This window comes from Pseudomonas sp. B21-031, assembly GCF_024748985.1.
Classification (GTDB): domain Bacteria; phylum Pseudomonadota; class Gammaproteobacteria; order Pseudomonadales; family Pseudomonadaceae; genus Aquipseudomonas; species Aquipseudomonas kermanshahensis.
On record NZ_CP087181.1, the window covers coordinates 4,850,837 to 4,874,838 of the forward strand.

General features: G+C 62.4%; 16 protein-coding genes and 3 pseudogenes. 10 read left to right on the forward strand and 9 right to left on the reverse strand.

What is annotated here, in order from left to right:
• Positions 1–233 precede the first annotated feature (233 nt).
• The 6 genes from ttgA to LOY53_RS21645 all read left to right on the forward strand — a co-directional run bounded on the left by ttgA (position 234) and on the right by LOY53_RS21645 (position 9,320).
• Positions 234–1,388: a toluene efflux RND transporter periplasmic adaptor subunit TtgA gene (gene ttgA / locus LOY53_RS21620; RefSeq protein ID WP_027594098.1), complete on the forward strand. Its 1,155-nt coding sequence runs from the start codon at positions 234–236 to the stop codon at positions 1,386–1,388.
• A 3-nt stretch (positions 1,389–1,391) separates the two neighbouring features.
• On the forward strand, positions 1,392–4,544 hold the full coding sequence (gene ttgB / locus LOY53_RS21625; protein WP_252825710.1) for a multidrug efflux RND transporter permease subunit TtgB: 3,153 nt from the start codon (positions 1,392–1,394) through the stop codon (positions 4,542–4,544).
• The gene (locus LOY53_RS21630; protein WP_252825712.1) at positions 4,541–5,995 is read left to right on the forward strand and encodes an AdeC/AdeK/OprM family multidrug efflux complex outer membrane factor; all 1,455 of its coding nucleotides are present in this window, start codon (positions 4,541–4,543) and stop codon (positions 5,993–5,995) included. The genes ttgB and LOY53_RS21630 overlap by 4 nt, the downstream gene beginning before the upstream one ends.
• Before the next feature lie 295 nt (positions 5,996–6,290).
• Positions 6,291–7,544: an OprD family porin gene (locus LOY53_RS21635; RefSeq protein WP_027594095.1), complete on the forward strand. Its 1,254-nt coding sequence runs from the start codon at positions 6,291–6,293 to the stop codon at positions 7,542–7,544.
• A gap of 214 nt (positions 7,545–7,758) precedes the next feature.
• A complete protein-coding gene (locus tag LOY53_RS21640) occupies positions 7,759–8,682 on the forward strand; it encodes a LysR family transcriptional regulator (protein ID WP_252825713.1) in 924 nt (307 codons plus the stop codon).
• Between the two features lie 113 nt (positions 8,683–8,795).
• A complete protein-coding gene (locus tag LOY53_RS21645) occupies positions 8,796–9,320 on the forward strand; it encodes a DUF962 domain-containing protein (RefSeq protein ID WP_258703276.1) in 525 nt (174 codons plus the stop codon).
• 66 nt (positions 9,321–9,386) lie between these two features.
• Here the strand turns inward: LOY53_RS21645 and pcaC are convergent, their stop codons facing one another.
• The 8 genes and pseudogenes from pcaC to pcaR form a co-directional block, all read right to left on the reverse strand.
• A complete protein-coding gene (pcaC, locus tag LOY53_RS21650) occupies positions 9,387–9,782 on the reverse strand; it encodes a 4-carboxymuconolactone decarboxylase (RefSeq protein ID WP_008097270.1) in 396 nt (131 codons plus the stop codon).
• Between the two features lie 10 nt (positions 9,783–9,792).
• Complete coding sequence (gene pcaD / locus LOY53_RS21655) at positions 9,793–10,584, reverse strand: 3-oxoadipate enol-lactonase (RefSeq protein WP_085273603.1); 792 nt, start codon at positions 10,582–10,584, stop codon at positions 9,793–9,795.
• Positions 10,585–10,595: 11 nt separating this feature from the next.
• Positions 10,596–11,960, reverse strand: a complete 1,365-nt coding sequence (locus LOY53_RS21660) for a 3-carboxy-cis,cis-muconate cycloisomerase (RefSeq protein ID WP_099455201.1) — start codon at positions 11,958–11,960, stop codon at positions 10,596–10,598.
• Positions 11,961–11,969: 9 nt separating this feature from the next.
• Positions 11,970–13,259 (reverse strand): MFS family transporter, encoded by a 1,290-nt coding sequence (locus LOY53_RS21665; RefSeq protein WP_027594089.1) that lies wholly within the window; start codon positions 13,257–13,259, stop codon positions 11,970–11,972.
• Between the two features lie 186 nt (positions 13,260–13,445).
• On the reverse strand, positions 13,446–14,648 hold the full coding sequence (gene pcaF, locus LOY53_RS21670) for a 3-oxoadipyl-CoA thiolase (RefSeq protein ID WP_252825718.1): 1,203 nt from the start codon (positions 14,646–14,648) through the stop codon (positions 13,446–13,448).
• A pseudogene (locus tag LOY53_RS21675) lies at positions 14,648–14,846 on the reverse strand (CoA-transferase subunit beta); the annotation flags it as partial. The gene pcaF and the pseudogene LOY53_RS21675, both read right to left, overlap by 1 nt.
• Positions 14,847–15,043: 197 nt before the next feature.
• Positions 15,044–16,390 (reverse strand): MFS transporter, encoded by a 1,347-nt coding sequence (locus LOY53_RS21680; RefSeq protein WP_252825720.1) that lies wholly within the window; start codon positions 16,388–16,390, stop codon positions 15,044–15,046.
• A 334-nt stretch (positions 16,391–16,724) separates the two neighbouring features.
• Complete coding sequence (gene pcaR, locus LOY53_RS21685; protein ID WP_050580745.1) at positions 16,725–17,600, reverse strand: pca regulon transcriptional regulator PcaR; 876 nt, start codon at positions 17,598–17,600, stop codon at positions 16,725–16,727.
• A 533-nt stretch (positions 17,601–18,133) separates the two neighbouring features.
• On the opposite strand from pcaR, the gene LOY53_RS21690 reads away from it, so the two are divergent.
• Together LOY53_RS21690 and LOY53_RS21695 are read left to right on the forward strand one after the other, a co-directional pair.
• Positions 18,134–18,334: a hypothetical protein gene (locus tag LOY53_RS21690; protein WP_027594085.1), complete on the forward strand. Its 201-nt coding sequence runs from the start codon at positions 18,134–18,136 to the stop codon at positions 18,332–18,334.
• 313 nt (positions 18,335–18,647) lie between these two features.
• Complete coding sequence (locus LOY53_RS21695; RefSeq protein ID WP_027594084.1) at positions 18,648–20,120, forward strand: inorganic phosphate transporter; 1,473 nt, start codon at positions 18,648–18,650, stop codon at positions 20,118–20,120.
• Positions 20,121–20,283: 163 nt separating this feature from the next.
• Here LOY53_RS21695 and LOY53_RS21700 read toward each other — a convergent pair whose 3' ends face one another.
• Complete coding sequence (locus LOY53_RS21700) at positions 20,284–21,759, reverse strand: DUF853 domain-containing protein (RefSeq protein WP_258703277.1); 1,476 nt, start codon at positions 21,757–21,759, stop codon at positions 20,284–20,286.
• 311 nt (positions 21,760–22,070) lie between these two features.
• On the opposite strand from LOY53_RS21700, the pseudogene LOY53_RS26945 reads away from it, so the two are divergent.
• A pseudogene (locus LOY53_RS26945) lies at positions 22,071–22,943 on the forward strand (cache domain-containing protein); the annotation flags it as partial.
• Positions 22,944–23,204: 261 nt separating this feature from the next.
• Positions 23,205–23,801: pseudogene (locus LOY53_RS26950) on the forward strand (methyl-accepting chemotaxis protein); the annotation flags it as partial.
• Positions 23,802–24,002 lie beyond the last annotated feature (201 nt).

Here is a 24,002-nt window from a genome sequence, read left to right on the forward strand (position 1 = left end):
CCCGAGCGCGCGGCGCACACGGGGAAACCGCCGGGGTCGCCTCTGCAGGGCGCCTCCCGGATGGGCTAATCAAGGGCTGCGGCAGTAGCCAAGTACTACCCAGCGGTATTTACAAACAACCATGAATGTAAGTATATTCCTTAGCAAGCTATTTATCCACCCGATAGCATTTTTCTGACCAGACTCTTCCATTACTCTTGAGCGTCTCCTGCTCCAGCGCCCCGAGGATCCTCATGCAATTCAAGCCAGCCGTTACCGCTCTGGTTTCCGCCGTCGCCCTGGCAACACTGCTCAGTGGCTGCAAGAAAGAAGAAGCAGCGCCTGCCGCGCAGGCTCCTCAGGTCGGCGTCGTGACCCTCCAACCACAAGCCTTCACCCTGACCTCGGAATTGCCGGGGCGTACCACGTCCTATCGCGTCGCCGAAGTGCGCCCACAGGTCAATGGCATCATCCTCAAGCGCCTCTTCAAAGAAGGCAGCGACGTCAAGGAAGGCCAGCAGCTCTACCAGATCGACCCTGCCGTCTATGAAGCCAACCTGGCCAATGCCCAGGCCAACCTGCAGGCGACCCGCTCGCTGGCCGAGCGGTACAAGCAGCTGATCGATGAACAAGCCGTCTCCAAGCAGGAATACGACGACGCCAATGCCAAACGATTGCAGGCCGAGGCAGCACTGAAGAGCGCCCAGATCGACCTGCGCTACACCAAGGTCCTGGCACCGATCAGCGGCCGCATCGGCCGTTCCACGTTCACCGAGGGTGCACTGGTGAGCAATGGCCAGACCAACGCCATGGCGACCATCCAGCAACTCGACCCGGTCTACGTCGACGTCACCCAGTCCACCGCCGAGCTGCTCAAGCTGCGCCGTGACCTGGAAAGCGGCCAGCTGCAAAAGGCCGGTGACAACGCCGCCTCGGTGCAACTGGTGCTCGAAGACGGCAGCCTGTTCAAGCAGCAGGGTCGCCTGGAGTTCTCCGAAGTCGCGGTCGACGAGACCACCGGCTCGGTGACCCTGCGCGCGATCTTCCCGAACCCCGACCACACCCTGCTGCCTGGCATGTTCGTGCATGCCCGCCTACGCGCCGGGGTCAACGCCAACGCCATCCTGGCGCCACAGCAGGGCGTGACCCGCGATCTCAAAGGCGCGCCGACCGCACTGGTGGTCAACCAGGAAAACAAGGTCGAACTGCGCCAGCTCAAGGCCAGCCGCACCCTGGGCAGCGACTGGCTGATCGAGGAAGGCTTGAACCCAGGCGACCGCCTGATCACCGAAGGCCTGCAATACGTGCGCCCCGGCGTCGAGGTCAAGGTCAGCGAAGCCACCAACGTCAACAAGCCGGCCAGCCCTGATCAGGCCAACGCGGCGAAAGCAGACGCCAAAGCGGAGTAAACCATGTCGAAGTTCTTTATCGATCGCCCGATCTTCGCCTGGGTGATCGCCTTGGTGATCATGCTGGTCGGGGCACTGTCGATCCTGAAGTTGCCGATCAACCAGTACCCGAGCATCGCGCCGCCGGCCATCGCCATCGCCGTGACCTACCCGGGCGCCTCGGCGCAGACGGTGCAGGACACCGTGGTGCAGGTCATCGAGCAGCAGCTCAACGGTATCGACAACCTGCGTTATGTGTCTTCGGAAAGTAACTCCGACGGCAGCATGACCATCACCGCTACCTTCGAGCAAGGCACCAACGCCGACACCGCGCAGGTTCAGGTTCAGAACAAGCTGAACCTGGCTACGCCGCTGTTGCCGCAAGAAGTGCAGCAACAAGGTATCCGCGTCACCAAGGCGGTTAAAAACTTCCTGCTGGTGATCGGCCTGGTGTCCGAAGACGGCAGCATGACCAAGGACGACTTGGCCAACTACATCGTCTCGAACATGCAGGACCCGATTTCGCGGACTGCTGGTGTGGGTGACTTCCAGGTGTTCGGTGCACAGTACGCCATGCGTATCTGGCTCGATCCGGCCAAGCTGAACAAGTTCCAGCTGACCCCGGTCGACGTCAAGACTGCAGTTGCCGCGCAGAACGTGCAGGTGTCCTCCGGCCAACTCGGCGGCCTGCCGGCCTTGCCGGGTACCCAGCTTAACGCCACCATCATCGGCAAGACCCGCCTGCAAACCGCCGAGCAGTTCGAGAAGATTCTGCTCAAGGTCAACAGCGACGGTTCCCAGGTACGCCTGGGCGATGTCGCCGACGTAGGCCTGGGTGGCGAGAACTACGCCGTCAGCGCCCAGTTCAACGGCAAGCCGGCGTCGGGCCTGGCGGTCAAGCTAGCCACCGGTGCCAACGCCCTGGACACCGCCAAGGCCCTGCGCCAGACCATCAGCGACCTCGAGCCGTTCTTCCCGCCTGGCGTGAAGGCCGTGTTCCCGTATGACACCACGCCGGTGGTCACCGAATCGATCAGCGGGGTAATCCACACCCTGATCGAAGCTGTGGTCCTGGTGTTCCTGGTGATGTACCTGTTCCTGCAGAACTTCCGCGCCACCATCATCACTACCATGACCGTACCGGTGGTGTTGCTGGGTACTTTCGGCATCCTTGCCGCCGCGGGCTTCAGCATCAACACCCTGACCATGTTCGCCATGGTCCTGGCCATCGGCTTGCTGGTGGACGACGCCATCGTCGTGGTGGAAAACGTCGAGCGGGTGATGTCCGAAGAGGGGCTGCCGCCCAAGGAGGCGACTAAACGCTCCATGGAGCAGATCCAGGGTGCTCTGGTGGGTATCGCCCTGGTGCTGTCGGCGGTACTGCTGCCAATGGCCTTCTTCGGCGGCTCCACCGGTGTGATCTACCGGCAGTTCTCCATCACCATCGTCTCGGCCATGGGCCTGTCGGTGCTGGTGGCGCTGATCTTCACCCCGGCACTGTGCGCCACCATGCTCAAGCCGCTGAAAAAAGGCGAGCACCATGTGGCCAAAGGTGGGTTCTTCGGCTGGTTCAACCGCAACTTCGACCGCAGCGTAAACGGCTACGAGCGCAGCGTCGGCACCATCCTGCGCAACAAGGTGCCGTTCCTGCTGGCCTACGCGCTGATCGTGGTCGGCATGATCTGGCTGTTCGCACGCATCCCGACGGCGTTCCTGCCTGAAGAAGACCAAGGCGTACTGTTTGCCCAGGTGCAGACCCCGGCAGGCTCCAGTGCCGAGCGCACCCAGGCGGTGGTCGACCAGATGCGTGAGTACCTGCTGAAGGAAGAGTCTGACACCGTGGCCTCGGTATTTACCGTCAACGGTTTCAACTTCGCCGGCCGCGGTCAAAGCTCGGGCATGGCCTTCATCATGCTCAAACCGTGGGGTGAGCGTTCCAAGGAGAACAGCGTGTTCGCCCTGGCCCAGCGTGCCCAGCAGCACTTCTTCACCTTCCGCGATGCGATGGTGTTCGCCTTCGCCCCGCCTGCCGTACTCGAACTGGGTAACGCCACCGGCTTCGACGTGTTCCTTCAGGACCGCGGCGGTGTCGGCCATGCCAAACTCATGGAAGCACGCAATCAGTTCCTGGCAAAAGCCGCGCAGAGCAAGGTACTCAGTGCCGTGCGCCCGAACGGCCTGAACGATGAGCCGCAGTACCAGCTGACCATCGATGACGAACGTGCCAGCGCCTTGGGCGTGACCATTGCCGACATCAACAACACCCTGTCGATTGCCCTGGGTGCCAGCTACGTCAACGACTTCATCGACCGTGGCCGGGTCAAGAAGGTCTACATCCAAGGCGAACCGAACGCCCGGATGAGCCCTGAAGACCTGCAGAAGTGGTACGTGCGCAACGGCAAAGGCGAGATGGTGCCGTTCTCCTCCTTCGCCAAAGGTGAATGGACCTACGGTTCGCCGAAGCTGTCCCGCTACAACGGCGTCGAGGCGATGGAAATCCTCGGTGCGCCAGCGCCTGGCTACAGTACCGGTGAAGCCATGGCCGAAGTCGAGCGTATCGCCGGCGAACTGCCAAGCGGTATCGGCTTCTCATGGACCGGCATGTCCTACGAGGAAAAACTCTCCGGCTCACAGATGCCGGCACTGTTCGCCCTCTCGGTCCTGTTCGTGTTCCTGTGCCTGGCAGCGCTGTACGAAAGCTGGTCGATCCCGATCGCCGTCGTGCTGGTCGTACCGCTGGGGATCATCGGTGCACTGATCGCCACTAGCCTGCGCGGGTTGTCCAACGACGTGTACTTCCTGGTCGGCCTGTTGACCACCATCGGCCTGGCGGCGAAGAACGCGATCCTGATCGTCGAGTTCGCCAAAGAACTGCACGAGCAGGGCCGCAGCCTGTACGACGCCGCGATCGAGGCGTGCCGTATGCGCCTGCGCCCGATCATCATGACCTCGCTGGCGTTCATCCTTGGCGTGGTACCGTTGACCATCGCCAGCGGTGCGGGCGCCGGCAGCCAGCACGCCATCGGCACCGGCGTGATCGGCGGCATGATCAGCGCCACCGTGTTGGCAATCTTCTGGGTACCGCTATTCTTCGTCGCAGTGTCGTCGCTGTTCGGCAGCAAACAGCCGGAAAAAGACGTCACCCCTGAAACTCCACGTTATGAGGCTGGGCAATGACCAAGTCTTTGTTGTCCCTGGCGGTAACCGCTTTGATTCTTAGCGGCTGCTCGCTGATCCCTGACTACCAGACCCCGGAAGCGCCGGTGGCAGCGCAGTGGCCGCAAGGCCCTGCGTACTCGCCGACCGAAGCGGCAGACGTTGCCGCCGCCGAACAGGGCTGGCGCCAGTTCTTCCACGACCCGGCCCTGCAGCAGCTGATCCAGACCTCGCTGGTCAACAACCGCGACCTGCGTGTCGCGGCGTTGAACATCGACGCCTACCGTGCGCAGTACCGCATCCAGCGGGCCGACCTGTTCCCGGCGGTTTCGGCCACCGGCAGCGGCAGCCGCCAGCGGGTACCGGCAGACATGTCGCAAACTGGCCAAGCCGATATCACCAGCCAGTACTCTGCCACGCTCGGCGTCAGCGCCTATGAGCTGGACCTGTTCGGCCGGGTGCGCAGCCTGAGCGAGCAGGCCCTGGAAACCTACCTGTCCAGCGAGCAGGCGCGACGCTCCACGCAGATCGCCCTGGTGGCCAGCGTGGCCAACGCCTACTACACCTGGCAGGCCGACCAAGCGCTGTTCAAGCTGACCGAAGAGACGCTGAAGACTTACCAGGAAAGCTACAACCTGACCCGTCGCAGCAATGAAGTCGGGGTGGCCTCTGCCCTCGACCTCAGCCAGGCACGCACCGCCGTGGAAGGCGCGCGGGTCAAGTACTCGCAGTACCAACGCCTGGTGGCACAGGACCTCAACAGCCTGACCGTGCTGCTGGGTACCGGCGTACCGGCCGACCTGCCTACGCCACTGGAGCTCAATGCCGACCAGTTGGCCGAAGTACCGGCCGGCCTGCCGTCGGACATCCTCCAGCGTCGCCCAGACATCCAGGAAGCCGAGCACCTGCTCAAGGCCGCCAACGCCAACATCGGCGCGGCCCGCGCAGCGTTCTTCCCGAGCATCAGCCTGACCGCCAATGCCGGCACCCTGAGCCCGGACATGGGCGGCCTGTTCAAGGGGGGGTCGGGTACCTGGCTGTTCCAGCCGCAGATCAACCTGCCGATCTTCAACGCCGGCAGCCTGAAGGCCAGCCTGGACTACTCGAAGATCCAGAAGGACATCAACGTCGCCAAGTACGAAAAAACCATCCAGACCGCCTTCCAGGAAGTCTCCGATGGCCTGGCGGCGCGCAAGACCTTCGAAGAGCAGTTGCAGGCACAACGTGACCTGGTGCAGGCCAACCAGGATTACTACCGCCTGGCGGAGCGTCGCTACCGTATCGGTATCGACAGCAACCTGACCTTCCTCGACGCCCAACGCAACCTGTTCAGCGCCCAGCAGGCACTGATCGGTGATCGCCTGTCGCAGCTGACCAGCGAGGTCAACCTGTACAAGGCGCTCGGCGGTGGCTGGTACGAGAAGACCGGTCAGGCCAATCAGCAAGCTTCGGTGGAAACACCGAAAGGGTGAATGATCCGGTAACAGCATCAAGCCCACCTTCGCGGTGGGCTTTTTGTTTTCGGTTGCCAGCGCCGGCCCTTTCGCGGGCTTGCCCGCGAAGAGGCCAGTACATAAAAACAATTAACCAACTGGAACATTCCGTTCGATTATCGCCCCATACCGTCTGCGACGAATTGCCTCGCCCCTTCCCTACCCCGCACCATCCGCTCACGCAACGTTGCCCACGTTCATCAAAAGACCCGTGCTTGCAGGCCGCATCCTGCAATGCAACGGCTCGCCAATAAAAACAAGAGATCCACGACAGATGAGCATTTCGTACCCCGCACGCCAGCTGCTGCCAGGCCTGTTGGCCATGTCCTGCACCCTCCCCGTGTTTGCCGCCGACGGTGGTTTCATCGAGGACGGCAAGGCCACCCTCAACCTGCGCAACTTCTACATCAACCGCAATTTCGTCGACCCGGCTCACCCGCAGGCCAAGGCCGAAGAATGGACCCAAAGCTTCATCCTCGACGCCCGCTCCGGCTTTACCCAGGGCACCGTCGGTTTCGGCATGGACGTACTGGGCCTGTACTCGGTCAAGCTCGATGGCGGTAAAGGCACCACCAACACCCACCTGCTGCCGGTGCACGACGATGGCCGCCCCGCCGATGATTTCGGCCGCCTGGGCGTGGCCTTGAAAGCCAAGCTCTCGCAGACCGAATTGAAGGTCGGCGAATGGATGCCGGTGCTGCCGATCCTGCGCTCCGACGATGGTCGCTCGCTGCCACAAACCTTCCGCGGCGGCCAGCTGACCTCCAAGGAAATCGACGGCCTGACTCTGTACGCCGGCCAGTTCCGCGCCAACAGCCCGCGCAACGACGCCAGCATGGAAGACATGTCGCTCAATGGCCGCGGTGCTTTCACATCCGACCGCTTCAACTTCGGCGGCGGTGAATACACCTTCAACGACAAGCGCACGACGATTGCCCTGTGGGATGCCCAGCTCAAGGACATCTACCGCCAGCAGTACCTCAACCTGGTCCACAGCCAGCCACTGGGCGACTGGACCCTGGGCGCCAACCTCGGTTATTTCACCGGCAAGGAAGACGGTGCCGAGCGCGCCGGCGACCTGGACAACCGCACCGCCTCGGCGCTGCTCTCGGCTCGCTACCAGGGCCATACCTTCTACGTCGGCCTGCAAAAGGTCAGCGGCGATGACGCCTGGATGCGCGTCAACGGCACCAGCGGCGGTACCTTGGCCAACGACAGCTACAACTCAAGCTTCGACAACGCCAAGGAACGCTCCTGGCAGGTGCGCCATGACTTCAACTTCGCCACAGTCGGGGTACCGGGGCTGACCTTGATGAACCGCTACATCAAGGGTGACAACGTGACTGCAGGTGGCGTTGACGACGGCAAGGAGTGGGCGCGGGAAACGGAACTGGCTTATGTGGTGCAGTCGGGCAGCTTCAAGGACCTTTCATTGAAGTGGCGCAACTCGACCATGCGCCGGGACTTCAGCACCAACGCGTTTGATGAGAACCGTTTGATCGTGAGCTACCCGTTGAATCTGCTGTAATTTCACAGGCCTCTTCGCGGGTAAACCCGCTCCCACAGGTCCGCGCCGGTTTTAAGAACTACGCGGACCCTGTGGGAGCGGGTTTACCCGCGAAGAGGCCGAATGACTTGACGCATAAATAACTTTATCGCATAACAACCTAAACAAACCTTCGTTGACGACATAAGCTGTAACAGCTTAAATCGAGCCCTGATCCCCGCCCCAGAGCCGCGACATGGACCTCCGTCAACTGCGCTACTTCATCGCCCTCAACGAATACCGCAGTTTTGTCCGCGCCGCTGAAGCCATGGGCATCACCCAACCTGCATTCAGCCGCGCCATCCAGGGCCTGGAGCAGACCTTCGGCTGCGCCCTGGTAGACCGCGCCAGCAAGGCACTGCCACCCACTCCCGAAGGCTTGGTGGTGCTGCAGCACGCACGGCGCCTCGTGCAAGGTGCCGCGCAGTTGAGCAACGAAGTGCTGCAGATGACCAAGCTCGACGCTGGCGAGTTGCACTTCGGCAGCGGCCCAGCCCTGGCTGTTCGCCTGGTCCCCGATGCCTTGCGCCACTTCATCGACAGCCACCCGGGTATTCGTACCTCGCTGCTGGTGGACAATGCCGAGCGCCTCGGCCAGGCACTGCGCCGTGAGCAGATTGAATTTTTCGTCGACGACATCCGCCCGTTCGAGGCTGACCCCAACTTCCATACCGAACCGCTTACGCCACGCCCCGGCCTGTTCTTTTGCCGCCCCGGCCACCCGTTGCTGGCCAAGGACAGCTTGTCGACCAACGACCTGTTCACCTTCCCGCTGGCCAGCGCCCTGCTCGCGCCCGGTGTGCGCAAGCGCCTGGCCAACCTGAGCGGGCGCAGCGACTTCACCCCGCACCTGCAGACCGAGCACTTGGCGGTGCTGCGCAGTGTCGTGCAGGCCAGTAATGCAATCGGTACCGCCAGCGAAGAAGCCGTTGCCGAAGACCTGGCGGCCGGCCGCCTGGTGCGCCTGCACTGGCGCAACCTGCCGCCCGCACTGGAGGTGCTCAGCGTACGCTGCGGCGTGGTCAGCCGCAGCGGCTACCGATTGTCACCGGCGGCGCGGGCGATGATCGAGACGCTGGTGGGGCTGGATGCGCCCCTGCGGAGTGCTGCCATTCGCTGAAGTGATGATGCTGGTGGGCTGCAGACTATCCTGAGCAATATAGGTTGCCTTTGCTGGCCTCTTCGCGGGCACAGGCAGTAAAACCCGATCAGGCAAACCAGGGAGGCACAACAATGAAAAACCTCGAAGAGCACCTGAGCCAGTACGCCAATTACCACCGCGACCCGCGCAACATCGCTACCCATTTCGTCGGTATTCCACTGATCGTGCTGGCCGTGACCATCCTGCTGTCGCGCCCAGGCTGGGACATTGCAGGCATCTGGCTGTCACCTGCCCTGCTGGCGGCCGCCGCCTCGGTGTGGTTCTACCTGCGCCTGGACCTGCGCTTCGGGCTGGTCATGGGCCTGCTGCTGGGGCTGTGCCTGTGGGTTGGCCAGGTACTGGCGGTGCAAAGCACCGGGCTGTGGCTGGGGGCTGGGCTGGGGGCATTTGTGCTGGGCTGGATCATCCAGTTCGTCGGCCACTACTACGAGGGCCGCAAGCCGGCGTTCGTCGACGACATCAGCGGGCTGATCATCGGGCCGCTGTTCGTGGTGGCCGAAGCTGCATTCATGCTGGGGTTGTACCCGGCGCTGAAGCGGGCCGTGGAAGCCAACGCCGGGCCGGTCGCCATCAGGAAGAAAAACGCGGCGGTGTGACAACAGTTGCCGCCACTGGCCCCATCGACGGCAAGCCGGCGATAGGGCCAGTGAAAACAGCGAAGGTCACGGCTGGCGCGACTCGACCCCCAGCTCATCCCACACCGACTCCGCCAGGTGGAAGGTGGCATTGGCCGCCGGAATGCCGCAATAGATCGCGCTCTGCATCAGCACTTCCTTGATCTCGTCACGGGTCACGCCGTTGTTGGCAGCGGCGCGCAGGTGCAGCTTGAGCTCGTCGTTGCGGTTCATGCCGATCAGCATGGCGATGGTGATCAGGCTGCGGGTATGGCGCGGCAGGCCGGGGCGGGTCCAGATATCACCCCAGGCATGGCGAGTGATCATTTCCTGGAACTCGCCATTGAAATCGTTGAGCTTCTCCAGGCTGCGGTCCACGTGGGCATCGCCCAGCACCGCGCGGCGCACTTGCATGCCCGCGTCGTAGCGTTGTTTCTCATCCATGGCGTTGTCCTCAGTGGGCCAGCAGGAAGTCGAGTACACGGCGGCTGAAGCGCTCGCCAATCTCGACGTTGGACAGGTGCGCCGCCGGGAAGTCGACATACTCGGCACCCTTGATAGCCGCCTGCATGAAGCGGCCATGTTCCGGCGTGGTCACCACGTCTTCAGTACCGGCAACGATCAGCGTCGGCACTTGGATACGCTGAACCTGCTCGCGGTAGTCGGCATCGCGTACCGCAGCGCAGTTGGCCGCATAGCCCTCAGGCTGGGTTTGCGCGAGCATCTGGCAGATACGCTGGGCCTGCTCGGGCTGCGCCTGGGCGAAGGCCGGGGTGAACCAGCGCGCGATGGACGCGTCGCGCAGCGCGACCATGGCCTGTTGGCCGCCTTTGAGCACGGTGTCGATACGCGGGTTCCAGACCTCATCGCTGCCAATCTTGGCGGCGGTGTTGCACAGGGTGAGGCTGGCCAGGCGTTCGCCGGCGTTGATGCCCAGCCACTGGCCGATCAGGCCGCCCATCGACAGGCCGACAAAGTGCGCCTTGTTGATGTCCAGGGCGTCGAGCAAGGCCACGACGTCGCGGCCCAGTTGCTCGATGCTGTAAGGGCCGGCGGTCACCAGCGAGTCGCCGTGGCCGCGGGTGTCATAGCGCAGCACACGGAAGTGCTCGCTCCACACGGGGATCTGCGTGTCCCACATGCCCAGGTCGGTGCCGAGGGAGTTGGACAAGACCAGCACCGGAGCATCGGCCGGGCCATCGATTTGATAGTTCAGTACGCCATCGGCCAGTTGCAAATGCGCCACAGCAGTCTCCTTCAGGCAGTGAAACGTTGATGTTCGGCCACGGCGCGCGCCACCCAGACGCGAGCTTGGCCAAGGTAATGGGCAGGGTCGAGCAAGCGATCGAGTTCTTCTGCCGACAATTCGGCACTGACCTGCGGCTCGTCACCCAGCACAGCACGCAGGTGGCGCTGTTCGGCGACGGCGCGCTGGCAGCACTGCTCGAGCAAATGATGAGCACGGTCACGGCCCAGGCGCTGGGCCAGGACGATGCTGACCGCCTCGGCCAGCACCAGCCCCTGGGTCAGGTCGAGGTTGCGGCGCATACGTTCGGCATCGACCTGCATGCCTTCGGCAATCACCTGGGCCTGGCGCAGGGCGCCGGAAACCAGGCAGCAGATATCCGGCAGGGTTTCCCACTCGGCATGCCACAGGCCAAGGCTGCGTTCATGTTCTTGAGGCATGGCGGCAAACAAGGTCGACAACAGGCCCGGCACGCGGGTAGCGGCACCGATCAGCACGGCGGCACCCACTGGGTTGCGTTTGTGCGGCATGGTCGACGAACCACCTTTACCTGGCGCGGAAGGCTCGAACACCTCGCCCGCCTCGGTCTGCATCAGCAGGCTGACATCGCGGCCAAACTTGCCGAGGCTACCGGCAATCAGGCCCAGCACCGAAGCGAACTCCACCAGCCGGTCGCGTTGGGTGTGCCAGGGTTGCTCGGGCAAGTGCAGCTTGAGCTGCTCGGCCAGGCCCTCGGCCACTGGCATGGCTTTGCTGCCCAACGCAGCCAGGCTGCCGGACGCACCACCGAACTGCAGGCACAGCAGACGCGGGCGCAGCTCCTGAAGCCGCTGGCGATGACGGGTCAGCGCGCCCAGCACACCGGCCAGCTTCATGCCCAAGGTGACCGGCGTGGCGTGTTGCAGCCAGGTACGCCCCACCATCGGGGTGTCTGCATGTTGCAAGGCCTGGCGCGACAGCGTTTCGGACAGCTGGGTGAGGTCTGCCTCGATCAGGTCGAGGGCATCGCGCAGTTGCAGCACCAGCCCGGTATCCATGGCGTCCTGGCTGGTGGCACCCAAGTGCACATAGCGCTCGGCCTCAGGCACGCCGCTGGCGATCACCTTGCCCAGCGCCTTCACCAACGGGATCGCCGAGTTGCCGGCACTGGCGATGGCATCGGCCAGGGCGCCAGCGTCGTAACGCTCAGCCTTGCAGGCCGCCTCGATGGCCGCCACCGCACTGTGCGGCACCAGCCCAGCAGCCGCTTCGGCGCGGGCCAAGGCGGCTTCGAAATCGAGCATGCCCTGCAGGCGGCCACGGTCGGAGAAAATCTCGCGCATGGCCGGCGCGGTGAAGTAGGCATCGAACAGCTGGTTGTCCGCACGGTACGTCATTGCAGGTCCTTAATCGTCATGGTGCAGGTACGCCGCCTGCTTCGGCAGGCGCAGGCTGAACAAGAAGGCCACCGCCATCATGGCCGTCACGTACCAGTAGAAGGTGTTTTCCATGCCCAGGGTCTTCAGGCCCAAGGCCACGTATTCAGCAGACCCGCCGAACATGGCATTGGCCACCGCATACGCAAGGCCCACACCCAGTGCGCGCACCTGCGGCGGGAACATCTCCGCTTTTACCAGGCCGCTGATCGAGGTGTAGAAACTGACGATACACAAGGCCAGGCTGATCAGCACGAACGCCAGGAACGGGCTGGTCACGGTCTTCAGCGCCATCAACAGGGGCACGGTGAACAGCGTGCCCAAGGCGCCGAACAGCAGCATCGAGTTACGCCGGCCGATACGGTCGGACAGCATGCCGAAGAACGGCTGCAGGATCATGAACAGGAACAGCGCCCCCGTCATCACATAGCTGGCGCTCTTGGCGTTCATCCCGGCCGTGTTGACCAGGTACTTCTGCATGTAGGTGGTGAAGGTATAAAAAATCAGCGAACCACCGGCGGTGTACCCCAGCACGGTGATGAACGCCGCGGCGTGATTGCGGAACAAGCCGCTGATTGAGCCGGCGTCTTTGTCATTGCGGGTTTCGGCGTTGCTGGTTTCGTGCAGCGAGCGACGCAGCATCAGCGAGATCAGCGCGGCCACGGCGCCGACCACGAACGGAATACGCCAGCCCCAGGCACGCAGTTCGTCTTCGGTCAGCAACTGCTGCAGGATGACCACCACCAGCACCGCCAGCAACTGGCCGCCGATCAGGGTCACGTATTGGAACGAGGCGAAGAAACCGCGCTGGCCGCGCAGTGCCACTTCACTCATGTAGGTCGCCGTGGTGCCGTACTCGCCACCTACCGACAGGCCTTGGATCAAGCGGGCGAGCAACAGCAGCGCCGGCGCCCAGGTACCAATGCTGCCGTAGGTCGGCAGGCAGGCAATCATCAAGGACCCGGCGCACATCATCAGCACCGAGATCATCAGGGAATTCTTGCGGCCATGGCGGTCGGCCAGGCGGCCAAAGATCCAGCCACCAATGGGGCGCATCAGGAAGCCCGCTGCGAACACACCCGCGGTGTTGAGCAACTGCACAGTGGGGTCGTCGGAGGGGAAGAAGGCCGGGGCGAAGTAGATCGCGCAGAAGGCGTAGACGTAGAAGTCGAACCATTCCACCAGGTTGCCTGAAGAGGCACCGACGATCGCGAAGATACGCTTGCTGCGTTCTTCGCCGGTGTAATAGGTTGAGGTCATGAGGTTTTACTCCTGGAGGGTCCTAGGTAAGTCTAGACATACCTAGTAACACACTCGTTCCGCTGCGCGGCTGGCCATTAGCCTTGTGTCTCATAGATCCGGCCTCTTCGCGGGTAAACCCGCTCCCACAGAGGATTGCGTGGATCCCTGTGGGAGCGGGTTTACCCGCGAAGAGGCCGAGCCTGATCAAACCCGCTCGATGGCCAACGCCAAACCTTGGCCTACCCCTACACACATGGTCGCCAGGCCTTTACGCCCGCCGCTCTTCTCCAACTGATGCAACGCCGTCAACACCAGGCGCGCGCCACTCATGCCCAACGGGTGGCCCAGGGCAATCGCGCCACCATTGGGGTTCACCTGCGGTGCATCATCGGCCACACCCAGCTCACGCAGCACGGCCAGGCCTTGGCTGGCGAACGCTTCGTTCAGCTCGATCACGTCGAAGTCGCTCATCGCCACACCCAGGCGCTCGGTCAGCTTGCGCACCGCTGGCACCGGGCCAATGCCCATGACCCGAGGAGCAACGCCGCCGCTGGCCATGCCCAGTACCCGGGCACGTGGGGTCAGGCCGTGTTTTTTCACCGCTTCTGCCGAGGCCAGGATCAGTGCCGCAGCGCCGTCGTTGACACCCGACGCGTTGCCTGCGGTGACCGTCTTGTCCGGGCCATTGACCGGCTTGAGCTTGGTCAATGCTTCCAGGGTGGTTTCCGGGCGCAGGTGCTCATCACGCTCGATGATAGTTTCGCCCTTCTTGTGGGCAATACGCACCGGCACGATCTCTTCGGCGAAGAAGCCGGCTGCCTGGGCCGCGGCGGCCTTTTGCTGGCTGCGCAGGGCGAATGCATCCTGGTCGGCGCGGGAAACCTGGTAATCGTCAGCGACGTTATCAGCGGTTTCCGGCATCGAATCGACGCCGTACTGGCTCTTCATCAGCGGGTTGATGAAACGCCAGCCGATGGTGGTGTCTTCAAGCTTCATGTTGCGCGAGTAGCCGCTTTCGGCCTTGCCCATGACGAAGGGTGCACGCGACATCGACTCAACGCCACCGGCGATGGCCAACTCCATTTCGCCACTGGCGATCGCGCGGAACGCCGTGCCGATGGCATCCATGCCCGAGGCGCACAGGCGGTTCAGGGTCACGCCAGGAATGCTCTCGGGCAGGCCCGCCAGCAGCAGCGCCATACGTGCCACGTTGCGGTTGTCTTCACCGGCCTGGTTGGCGCAGCCGAAGAACACTTCGTCGACCTGATCCCACTGCACCGAAGGGTTACGCTCGATCAGCGCCTTCAGCGGCACTGCCGCCAGGTCATCGGCGCGCACGCCGGCCAGGGCGCCGCCGAAGCGGCCGATCGGGGTGCGGATGGCGTCACAGATGAATACGTCGCGCATTAGGCTTCTCCTGCCATCTGGCCATGGGCCGCGGCGGTATGGGCTTCGAGGTCGCACAAGGCGGACAACTCGATTCGGGTGGATTCGGTGGTGGTCTGCACGTCGCCGGCAAAGCGGATCGCCCAGCGGATGGCCGCAACGATCTGCTCGCGGGTTGGCCCCCGAATGAACCGCAGCGACAGCGAATTCATGGGGTGCCGGCTCGCTTTGGAGACTCCCGGTCAGGGTTCATCAGTGCGTTCAGATTAAGGAGACTGGTAGGTCCCTTACAATCCGATAATCGACCTTATGTGCGATTATCGAACCATTTATGTATTTCTAAAGATGCCGCCATTGCCCCCCTGTAGGAGCAGCCTTGTGCCGCGAATGGGCCGCAAAGCGGCCCCCTTCGGCACTCAGGTCGCGTCCGCGTGGCTGACCAGCCCTTTCACGACCACACCTACCGTCGCCAATGCCGCCGGCACCAGCAGCGCTGTCAGCACCTGTTCGAAATTCCAGCCCAGGCCCAGCAGCGTCGCACCACTCCAGGCGCCGAGAATCGCGCCAAAGCGGCCGATGCCCAACATCCACGAAACGCCCGTGGCACGCCCTTGGGTTGGGTAGAAGCGGGCAGCCAGCGACGGCATGGCCGACTGCGCCCCGTTGACGCACATGCCAGCGACCAGTACCAGGGTGGCGAGCAGGGTGATGTTGCCCAGGCTCTGCCCAACCGCGTAGGCAAACACCCCGGCCAGCAGGTAGAAAATGCCGATGACCTTGTGCGGGTTGAAGCGGTCCATGGCCCAGCCCACCCCAACTGCGCTCAGCACGCCGCCAAACTGGAACAGTGCGCCAATGAACGCCGCCTGCTCCATGCTGGCCCCGCTATCACGCATCAGGGTCGGCAGCCAGCTGGTCAACAGATAGACAATCACCAAGCCCATGAAGTAAGTCAGCCACAGCAACATCGTGCCCAGGCCGTAGGTGCCGGAGAAGATGACCGCAAATACGTTGCGCGCCGCCACCGCCTTCTGCTCTGGCACGCTGAAGCTGGCCGCCTGGGCCACTACCTGCGGCGCAATCGGCGCCAAGGTTTTGCGCACTTTGTCCGTACCGCGATTACGCACTACCAGGAAGCGTGCCGACTCCGGCAACCAGATGAGCAACACCACCGCCAGCAACAGCGGCAGCACGCCACCGATCACCAGCAGGCTATGCCAGCCATACGCCGGGATCATCTTCGCAGAGATAAACCCACCGCCCGCCATGCCCAGGTTGAAGCCACAGAACATACTGGTCACCAGCAGCGATTTGAGCCGCTCAGGGGTGTACTCGGACAGCAGCGTCGTCGCATTGGGCATACCTGCGCCCAGGCCAAGCCCGGTGAGGAAGCGCAGGATCAACAACTGGTCGACATTGGTCGCGTAGGCCGAGGCCAGGCTGAAGCCGCCGAACACCAGCACGGCAGCCACCAGCACGCCTTTACGCCCGAAACGGTCGGCCAGCGGGCCTGAGCCCAGTGCGCCAAACACCATGCCGATCAACGCGGCACTCATGACCGGGCCGAGGCTGGCGCGGTCGATGCCCCACTCCTGCGACAAGGCCGGGGCGATGAAGCCCATGGCGGCAGTGTCCAGGCCATCGAGGAAAACGATCAGAAAACACAGCAGCACGACGCGCCATTGATAGCGGGACAGCGGCTGGTCGTTGATAAACGACTGGACGTCGAGGCATTTGCCGACGTTGGTTTGCGGTTGGTTCATTGTTGTTATCCAGAATTAGGGCACGGCCATGCCACTGCACTCAGCGCGCAAGTACAGGGTTCGATAATAGGAGGATGGCGGCCTGCGTCAGCCTGGATACAACAGTGCTGCGAGCGGGTGCGGCCGCGGCAGCGATGGGACAGTAGTCATGGTATGTGCCTCACATGTTTTTCTTGTTCGGTCGGCAAAGCCGACCGTTGCGAGAGACATTAATCAGCCTACCGGGACGACGCAATTCACTGAGTACGACATTGTGCGTTTATCGAACAGGAAAGGCGTCCGTGCTCGATAATGGGGCAATGAAGGGCGCTCAGCGGCCCTCCCTTGCGTTGCATCAACCAAACAATTGATGGCAAAGGTCTCGACTGGCTGCCAGCAGGATAGGCAAGAAGCGCTGCTCCAGTTCGCTGCGCGTCACACGCCCGACGTGGGTGCTGACGTTCAATGCAGCCAGCACCTGCCCCGAAGCGTCATAGATCGGCACAGCGATGGAACGCAGCCCTTGCTCCAGCTCCTGGTCCACCACGCACCAGCCCTGCGCACGCACCTGCTGAATGCAGGCAAACAACGATTCGGCATCGTGCAAGGTGCGACTGGTGCGCGGCTTGAGGTCAGCCCGGTCGAGGTACTCGCGCAGGCTGGTATCGTCCATCGCCGCCAGCAGAATGCGGCCCATCGACGTGCAGTAGGCCGGCAAGCGCCCGCCTACCGACAGGTCGACCGAGATCAACCGCTCCACAGTCGCCGATCGGGCTATATAAAGGATGTCGTCGCCTTCGAGGGTGGCCATGTTGGCCGCTTCGTGCAGTTGGTCACTGATGCGGTCCAGATACGGCTGGGCAGAAATCGCCAATGGCGTCGACGACAGGTAGGCATGGCCCAGGGTCAGCACCTTGGGCAGCAGTGAATACGTACGCCCGTCAGTCGTCGCATAGCCCAGCTTGATCAACGTATGCAGGCAACGGCGCACGGCTGCGCGAGGGATTTCGGTGCGGTGGCTGATCTGGGCGATGGTCAGGTGGCGCTTGCGCTCCTGAAATGCCTGGATAACTGCCAGCCCACGCGCGAGGGAGGTCATGAAATCCGGGTCGCCGGTAAACGCCTGAATTCGCTTGGCCGGCGACGCCACGATCGGCGGCGCCAGGGCGGGTGCGGCAGGGCGTGCCGACTCTGGGTTGGCAGATTCGTTGGCCGCTGTTTCGTCGCTCATCGCTCACCTCAAAAAAAACGCTGGTTCGTGCGATTATCGAACGAACGGCCGATAATCGCAATTGACCGCTGACACTTTTGCTTATACCTTTCTCATGCCACTTTGTGGCTTCTTTGGAGAGACTGGTCAGGTACCCACCGTAGAAGTCCCAGGCAACGGCCTCGCCTTGTGCGAGGCCGTTTTACTTTCTGCATTCGCCACGGCTGGGCGGAGAACTTTTGCCGCTCGCACCTTTCAAAGTTATACGCACGGTGTGACGCGTTACCCATTGAGCCCAACTACTTCGACGGGCGTGTCAGGCTTTGGTAAATATCCCTGTTCGAAGAATTATCGGTTGCTATAATCGATTGGGTTGTACGCCTTGTTGCTGTGGTAATGGAACACACCGCTGTCTCCAGCACTTACGGGCAACCCACGCATGTGCAGGTTCTGTATGGCACCCCCTCTGCTTTCCCTGTGGCATCCTTAGTATGCGCAGGGGCATGCTGTACAGCTAAAACAACAGTCTTAATTCAACTTACTCAGGTACTACTGTGACGAAAGATGAACTGCGCGCAGAACTCGAGCGCCAGGCTGAACGTTACAAGGATGTTTACGGTGGTGAAGTGACCACTTACGCCGCTCAACCGGACCCCGAACGCAAACCGTGGCGCAAGCGCGCCAGCGTGCGTGACCAGGCGTTCAACCAGGAACTGGAAAAAATGGAAAAGGAACTGCGCAGCGACAAGCCGTAAGCGCAACGTTCCGCCTTCCGCGTCGTCGCCCGGCGTGCCCGGGCGCGGTCGATCTTTACCCAGAGGTCGATGATGAAATGGAATTACACAAATTTCATACGGCCGTTTGAATCAGTCAAGCGTCGATTATTTCCCAGACATTTGCCGATTTTTTGAATATTTCACGCTTTTTTGCGTACGCTACTGCTCATGCAAGCGTTGGCAAGCGCGTGAAGGCTGCGTCACAGCGCGTGCTATTGGTCTGTAGCAGGTGCATCGATTGCCAATATTTTCTGGCATAATCCCGCCCCCCTAAGACCGCCAGACAACCTTCATGATCGATTTATTCAGCGGACTGGATGCCTGGGTGTTGGTGAGCCTCTTGCTCGCCTTGACCTTCGTACTCGCCTTCGAGTTCATCAATGGCTTTCATGACACCGCCAACGCGGTAGCTACCGTCATCTATACCAAAGCCATGCCGCCGCACCTCGCCGTGTTCTTCTCCGGCGTGTTCAACTTCCTCGGCGTTCTGCTCGGTGGTGTCGGGGTGGCCTATGCCATCGTTCACCTGCTGCCGGTAGAGCTGCTGATCAATGTGAACACCGGACACGGCCTGGCCATGGTCTTCTCGCTGTTGGCTGCGGCCATCACCTGGAACCTGGGCACCTGGTACTTCGGTATCCCTGCTTCCAGCTCGCACACGCTGATCGGCTCGATCCTCGGTGTTGGCCTGGCCAACGCCCTGATCAACGACATCCCGCTGGGCGATGGCGTCAACTGGCAGAAGGCGATCGACATCGCCATGTCGCTGGTGGTCTCGCCCATGGCCGGCTTCGCGGTCGCTGCGCTGGTGCTGATCGGCCTTAAATGGTGGCGCCCGCTGTCGAAGATGCACAAGACGCCTGAACAGCGCCGCAAGCTCGACGACAAGAAGCACCCCCCGTTCTGGAACCGCCTGGTACTGGTGATTTCTGCCATGGGCGTGAGCTTCGTGCACGGCTCCAACGATGGCCAGAAAGGCATTGGCCTAATCATGCTGGTGCTGATCGGTATCGTGCCGGCCAAGTTCGTGCTCGACCTGAACAGCACCACCTACCAGATCGAACGCACCCGCGACGCCACCCTGCACATGAGCCAGTTCTACGAGCGCAATGCCGCCACCCTGGGTGAGTTCCTGGCGCTGGGCAAGGCCAAGGCGAGCGACCTGCCGGAGCAGTTCAGCTGCAACCCGCAGCAGACCGAGCCGACCATCGCCGCATTGCAGGCCTCGCTCAAGGGCGTGACCGACTACCACACCCTGGATGCCGAGAAGCGCGTGGAAGTTCGCCGCTACCTGCTCTGCCTGGATGACACGGCGAAAAAGGTCGGCAAGCTGCCAGGCCTGGATGCCCGTGAAAAGGCGGACCTTGAGAAGCTGCGCAAAGACCTCACCGCCACCACCGAATATGCACCGTTCTGGGTGATCGTGGCCGTTGCCCTGGCCTTGGGCCTGGGTACCATGGTCGGCTGGAAGCGCGTGGTCCTGACCGTTGGCGAGAAGATCGGCAAGCAGGGCATGACCTACGCCCAGGGCATGTCGGCGCAGATCACCGCGGCCTGCGCCATCGGCATGGCCAACGTGTTCAGCCTGCCGGTATCGACCACCCACGTGTTGTCGTCCGGCGTCGCCGGTACCATGGTCGCCAACAAGAGCGGCCTGCAAGGCGGCACCGTGAAGACCATTCTGCTGGCCTGGATCCTGACCCTGCCTGCCTCGATGGGCTTGGCAGCTGGCCTGTTCTGGCTGGCGTCCAAGGCGATCGGCTGAGCGATACCGCTGTAGAAAAAGGCGCCTTCGGGCGCCTTTTTCATATTACCGCGCCGCTGTAGGAGCAGCCTTGCGCTGCGAAGAGGTCGGCAGAGTCACTACAGCTTCATGGGCTGCACCGGCCTCTTCGCAGCGCAAGGCTGCCCGTACAGTGGTGGCGCTGCTAGCGCTTCTTGCCCCCCAACAACGACCCCATCAGCCCGCGCACCAACTGCCGCCCCAACTGATTGGCCGCCTGCCGCACGGCGGACTTGATCGCCTGCCCCGCTGCACTCTGCAAAAAATCGCCAGCCTTGTCGGCAAAGCTCTCTTCATCGGCCTTCGGTACTGGCGCTGGCTCGACAGGCTCACCTTTGCGCTGAGTGAGCATTTCATAAGCCGATTCACGGTCCACCGGCTTGTCATAACGCCCAGCCAGCGGTGACGAGGCAATCAATGCCGTGCGCTCAGCCGCACTCAATGGTCCGATACGCGACTGCGGCGGCGCGATCAGCACCCGCTGCACCATGGCCGGGGTGCCCTTCTCCTCCAGCGTACCGACCAACGCCTCACCAATGCCCAGCTCAGTCAGCACCGCCAAGCTGTCGAACGCGGGGTTGGGGCGAAAACCATCGGCCACGGCCCGCAGCGACTTCTGCTCTTTTGCGGTGAACGCACGCAAACCATGCTGGATGCGCAAACCCAATTGGGCCAGCACGGCATCCGGCAGATCACCTGGCGACTGGGTCACAAAGTAGACCCCCACGCCCTTGGAGCGAATCAGCCGAACCACCTGCTCCAGGCGGTCCTGCAACGCCTTGGGCGTGCCATTGAACAGCAAGTGCGCTTCATCGAAGAACAGCGCCAGTACCGGCTTGTCGGCATCGCCGCGCTCTGGCAACTGTTCGAACAATTCCGCCAACAGCCACAGCAGGAAGGTTGCATACACCTTCGGCGCTTCATGCACCAGCCGGCTGGCATCGAGCAGGTGGATGCGCCCACGGCCGTCACTGCCGGGCCGCAGCAAGTCTTCGAGTTGCAACGCGGGCTCACCGAACAGCGCCTCGGCACCTTGCTGCTCCAGTGTCGCCAGGCGACGCAGCAAGGCCTGGGTGGAGGCACTGGTCATCAGCGCGCTGTCTTCACCCAGCATCTGCGGGTTGTCCTTCAGGTGCGCCAGCAGCGCCTTGAGGTCCTTGAGATCGAGCAATAGCAGGCCTTCACGGTCGGCCACCTTGAATGCCGCATACAAGGCTGCCTGCTGGCTGTCGGTCAGTTCCAGCAGGTTACCCAGCAGCAGCGGCCCCATTTCGCTGAGGGTCGTGCGCAAGGGGTGGCCGGACTGCCCGGCGATATCCCACAGGCTTACCGGATAAGCCTGCGGCGTATGCCCCAACCAAGGCATGCCGGCAATGCGTTCAGCCACCTTGCCCTGCGGCGCCCCAGCCGCGCCCAGGCCGCACAGGTCGCCTTTTACATCGGCCGCGAACACTGCCACGCCGGCATCACTGAACACCTCGGCCAGGTGCTGCAAGGTGACCGTCTTGCCGGTGCCAGTGGCGCCGGCGACCAGGCCGTGACGGTTGGCGAGGCGCATGGCTTGATTGACAGGCTGACCATCAAGGCCCGCCCCTACAACTATTTGCGAAGAATCCGACATCTTCTTTCATCCTCTTCTCAAGCTTTGCCGCGTATCGGCCGATACCTCGGGGTGATATTCGCCTAGAACACAGTAACAACCCAACTAGGACTTCCCGGGATGTTGCACTGTCTTGCAGATGTATTCGTGCGAACGCCCGATAAAACCTTAGCGGAACCGATTACTCCATGAGCAAAAGCCTTCGTTTCAGCCACAAGATTCTCTTGGCGGCCTCACTGATCGTGATACTCGCCTTCAGCCTGTTCACCCTCTATAACGATTATCTCCAGCGTAATGCCATCAGAGAGGATCTGGAGAATTATCTGACTGAAATGGGCGAGTCGACTTCGACCAATATCCGCAACCTGTTCGAAGGCCGTATAAAGCTGGTGGAGAACCTGGCACAGAACATTGCCCAGGCACCCAACGACGCTGAAACCCTGATGGGGCAGAATGCGCTGATCACAAGCTTCCTCACGGTGTACCTGGGCAAAGTCGATGGCGGTTTCAGCGTGCGCCCGGACGCCAAGATGCCTGAGGGTTATGACCCGCGTACCCGCCCCTGGTACAAGGACGGCATGAACGCCTCTGGCGCGACCCTGACCGAACCGTACATCGACATGACCACCAACAAGATGGTCATCGGCATCCTCAGCAAGGTCTCCAACAGCGTGGGCGTGGTCGGCGGCGACCTGGCCCTCGACGGCCTGGTGCAGATCATCAACTCGCTGAACTTCGGCGGCATGGGCTACGCCTTCCTGGTCAACGACCAAGGCAAGATCCTGGTACACCCGGACCAGAGCCTGGTGATGAAATCGCTGTCAGACCTGTTCCCTCAGCACACGCCGAAACTGTCCGGTGAGCTGACAGAAGTCCAGGCCCAGGGCGAGACCCGCCTGCTCACCTTCACCCCGATCAAAGGCCTGCCTTCGGCCAACTGGTACATCGGCCTGTCAGTGGACAAGGACAAAGCCTTCTCCATGCTCAGCACCTTCCGCACCTCGGCGGTAATCGCCACGCTGGTCGCGGTGGTCATCATCATCGGCCTGCTAGGTCTGCTGATTCGCGTACTGATGCAACCGTTGCTGACCATGACCCGCGCCATGGAAGACATCGCCGAAGGCGAAGGCGACCTGACCAAACGTCTGCGCATCCACAACCACGACGAATTCGGCCTGCTCGGCAGCGCCTTCAACCGCTTCGTCGAGCGTATCCACGGCTCCATCCGCGAAGTGTCCTCGGCCACCGAGCAGGTCAATGAAGTGGCCCTGCGCGTGATCAGCGCCTCGAACTCGTCGATGACCAACTCGGACGAGCAATCCAACCGCACCAACAGCGTCGCCGCCGCCATCAACGAACTGGGCGCCGCGGCACAGGAAATCGCCGGCAACGCCGCCCAGGCTTCGCAACACGCCAGCTCTGCACGGCTGCTGGCCGAAGAGGGCCAGCAGGTGGTCGAGCGCAACATCGCCGCGATGAACCGCCTGTCCGACCTGATCGTCACCTCCAGCGCGCACATCGAGACGCTCAACAGCAAGACCGTCAACATTGGCCAGATTCTCGAAGTCATCACCAGCATCTCCCAGCAGACCAACCTGCTGGCCTTGAACGCGGCGATCGAAGCCGCCCGTGCCGGTGAAGCCGGGCGTGGCTTTGCCGTGGTCGCCGATGAGGTGCGCAACCTGGCACACCGCACCCAAGAGTCGGCACAACAGGTGCAGACCATGATCGAAGAGCTGCAGGTTGGTGCCCGCGAGTCGGTCGACACCATGGGCCAAAGCCAGCGCCACAGCCAGGACAGCGTGCAGATCGCCAACCAGGCCGGCGAGCGGCTGGACAGCGTGACGGTGCGTATCGGCGAGATCGACGGCATGAACCAGTCGGTGGCCACCGCCACCGAAGAGCAGACAGCCGTGGTCGAGGCGATCAACATGGACATCAACGAGATCAACATGCTCAACCAGGAAGGTGTCGAAAACCTGCAGGCCACCCTGCGCGCGTGTTCGGACCTGGAGCAACAGGCTTCGCGCCTGAAACACCTGGTGGGCAGCTTCCGCATCTAGTGACTGCTCAATAGCCCCCCTGTAGGAGCAGCCTCGCGCTGCGAAGAGGCCAGTTCAGCTCACAAAGCTGTAGCGTGCGTGCCGACCTCTTCGCAGCAAAAGGCTGCGCCTACAAGCCCGCAGCAAGCAGCCCAACCTCGATCGAACAAACTATCCTTCTGGTAGGTCAACCTTTAGGCGCGTCATCGCCGGCCCATTACG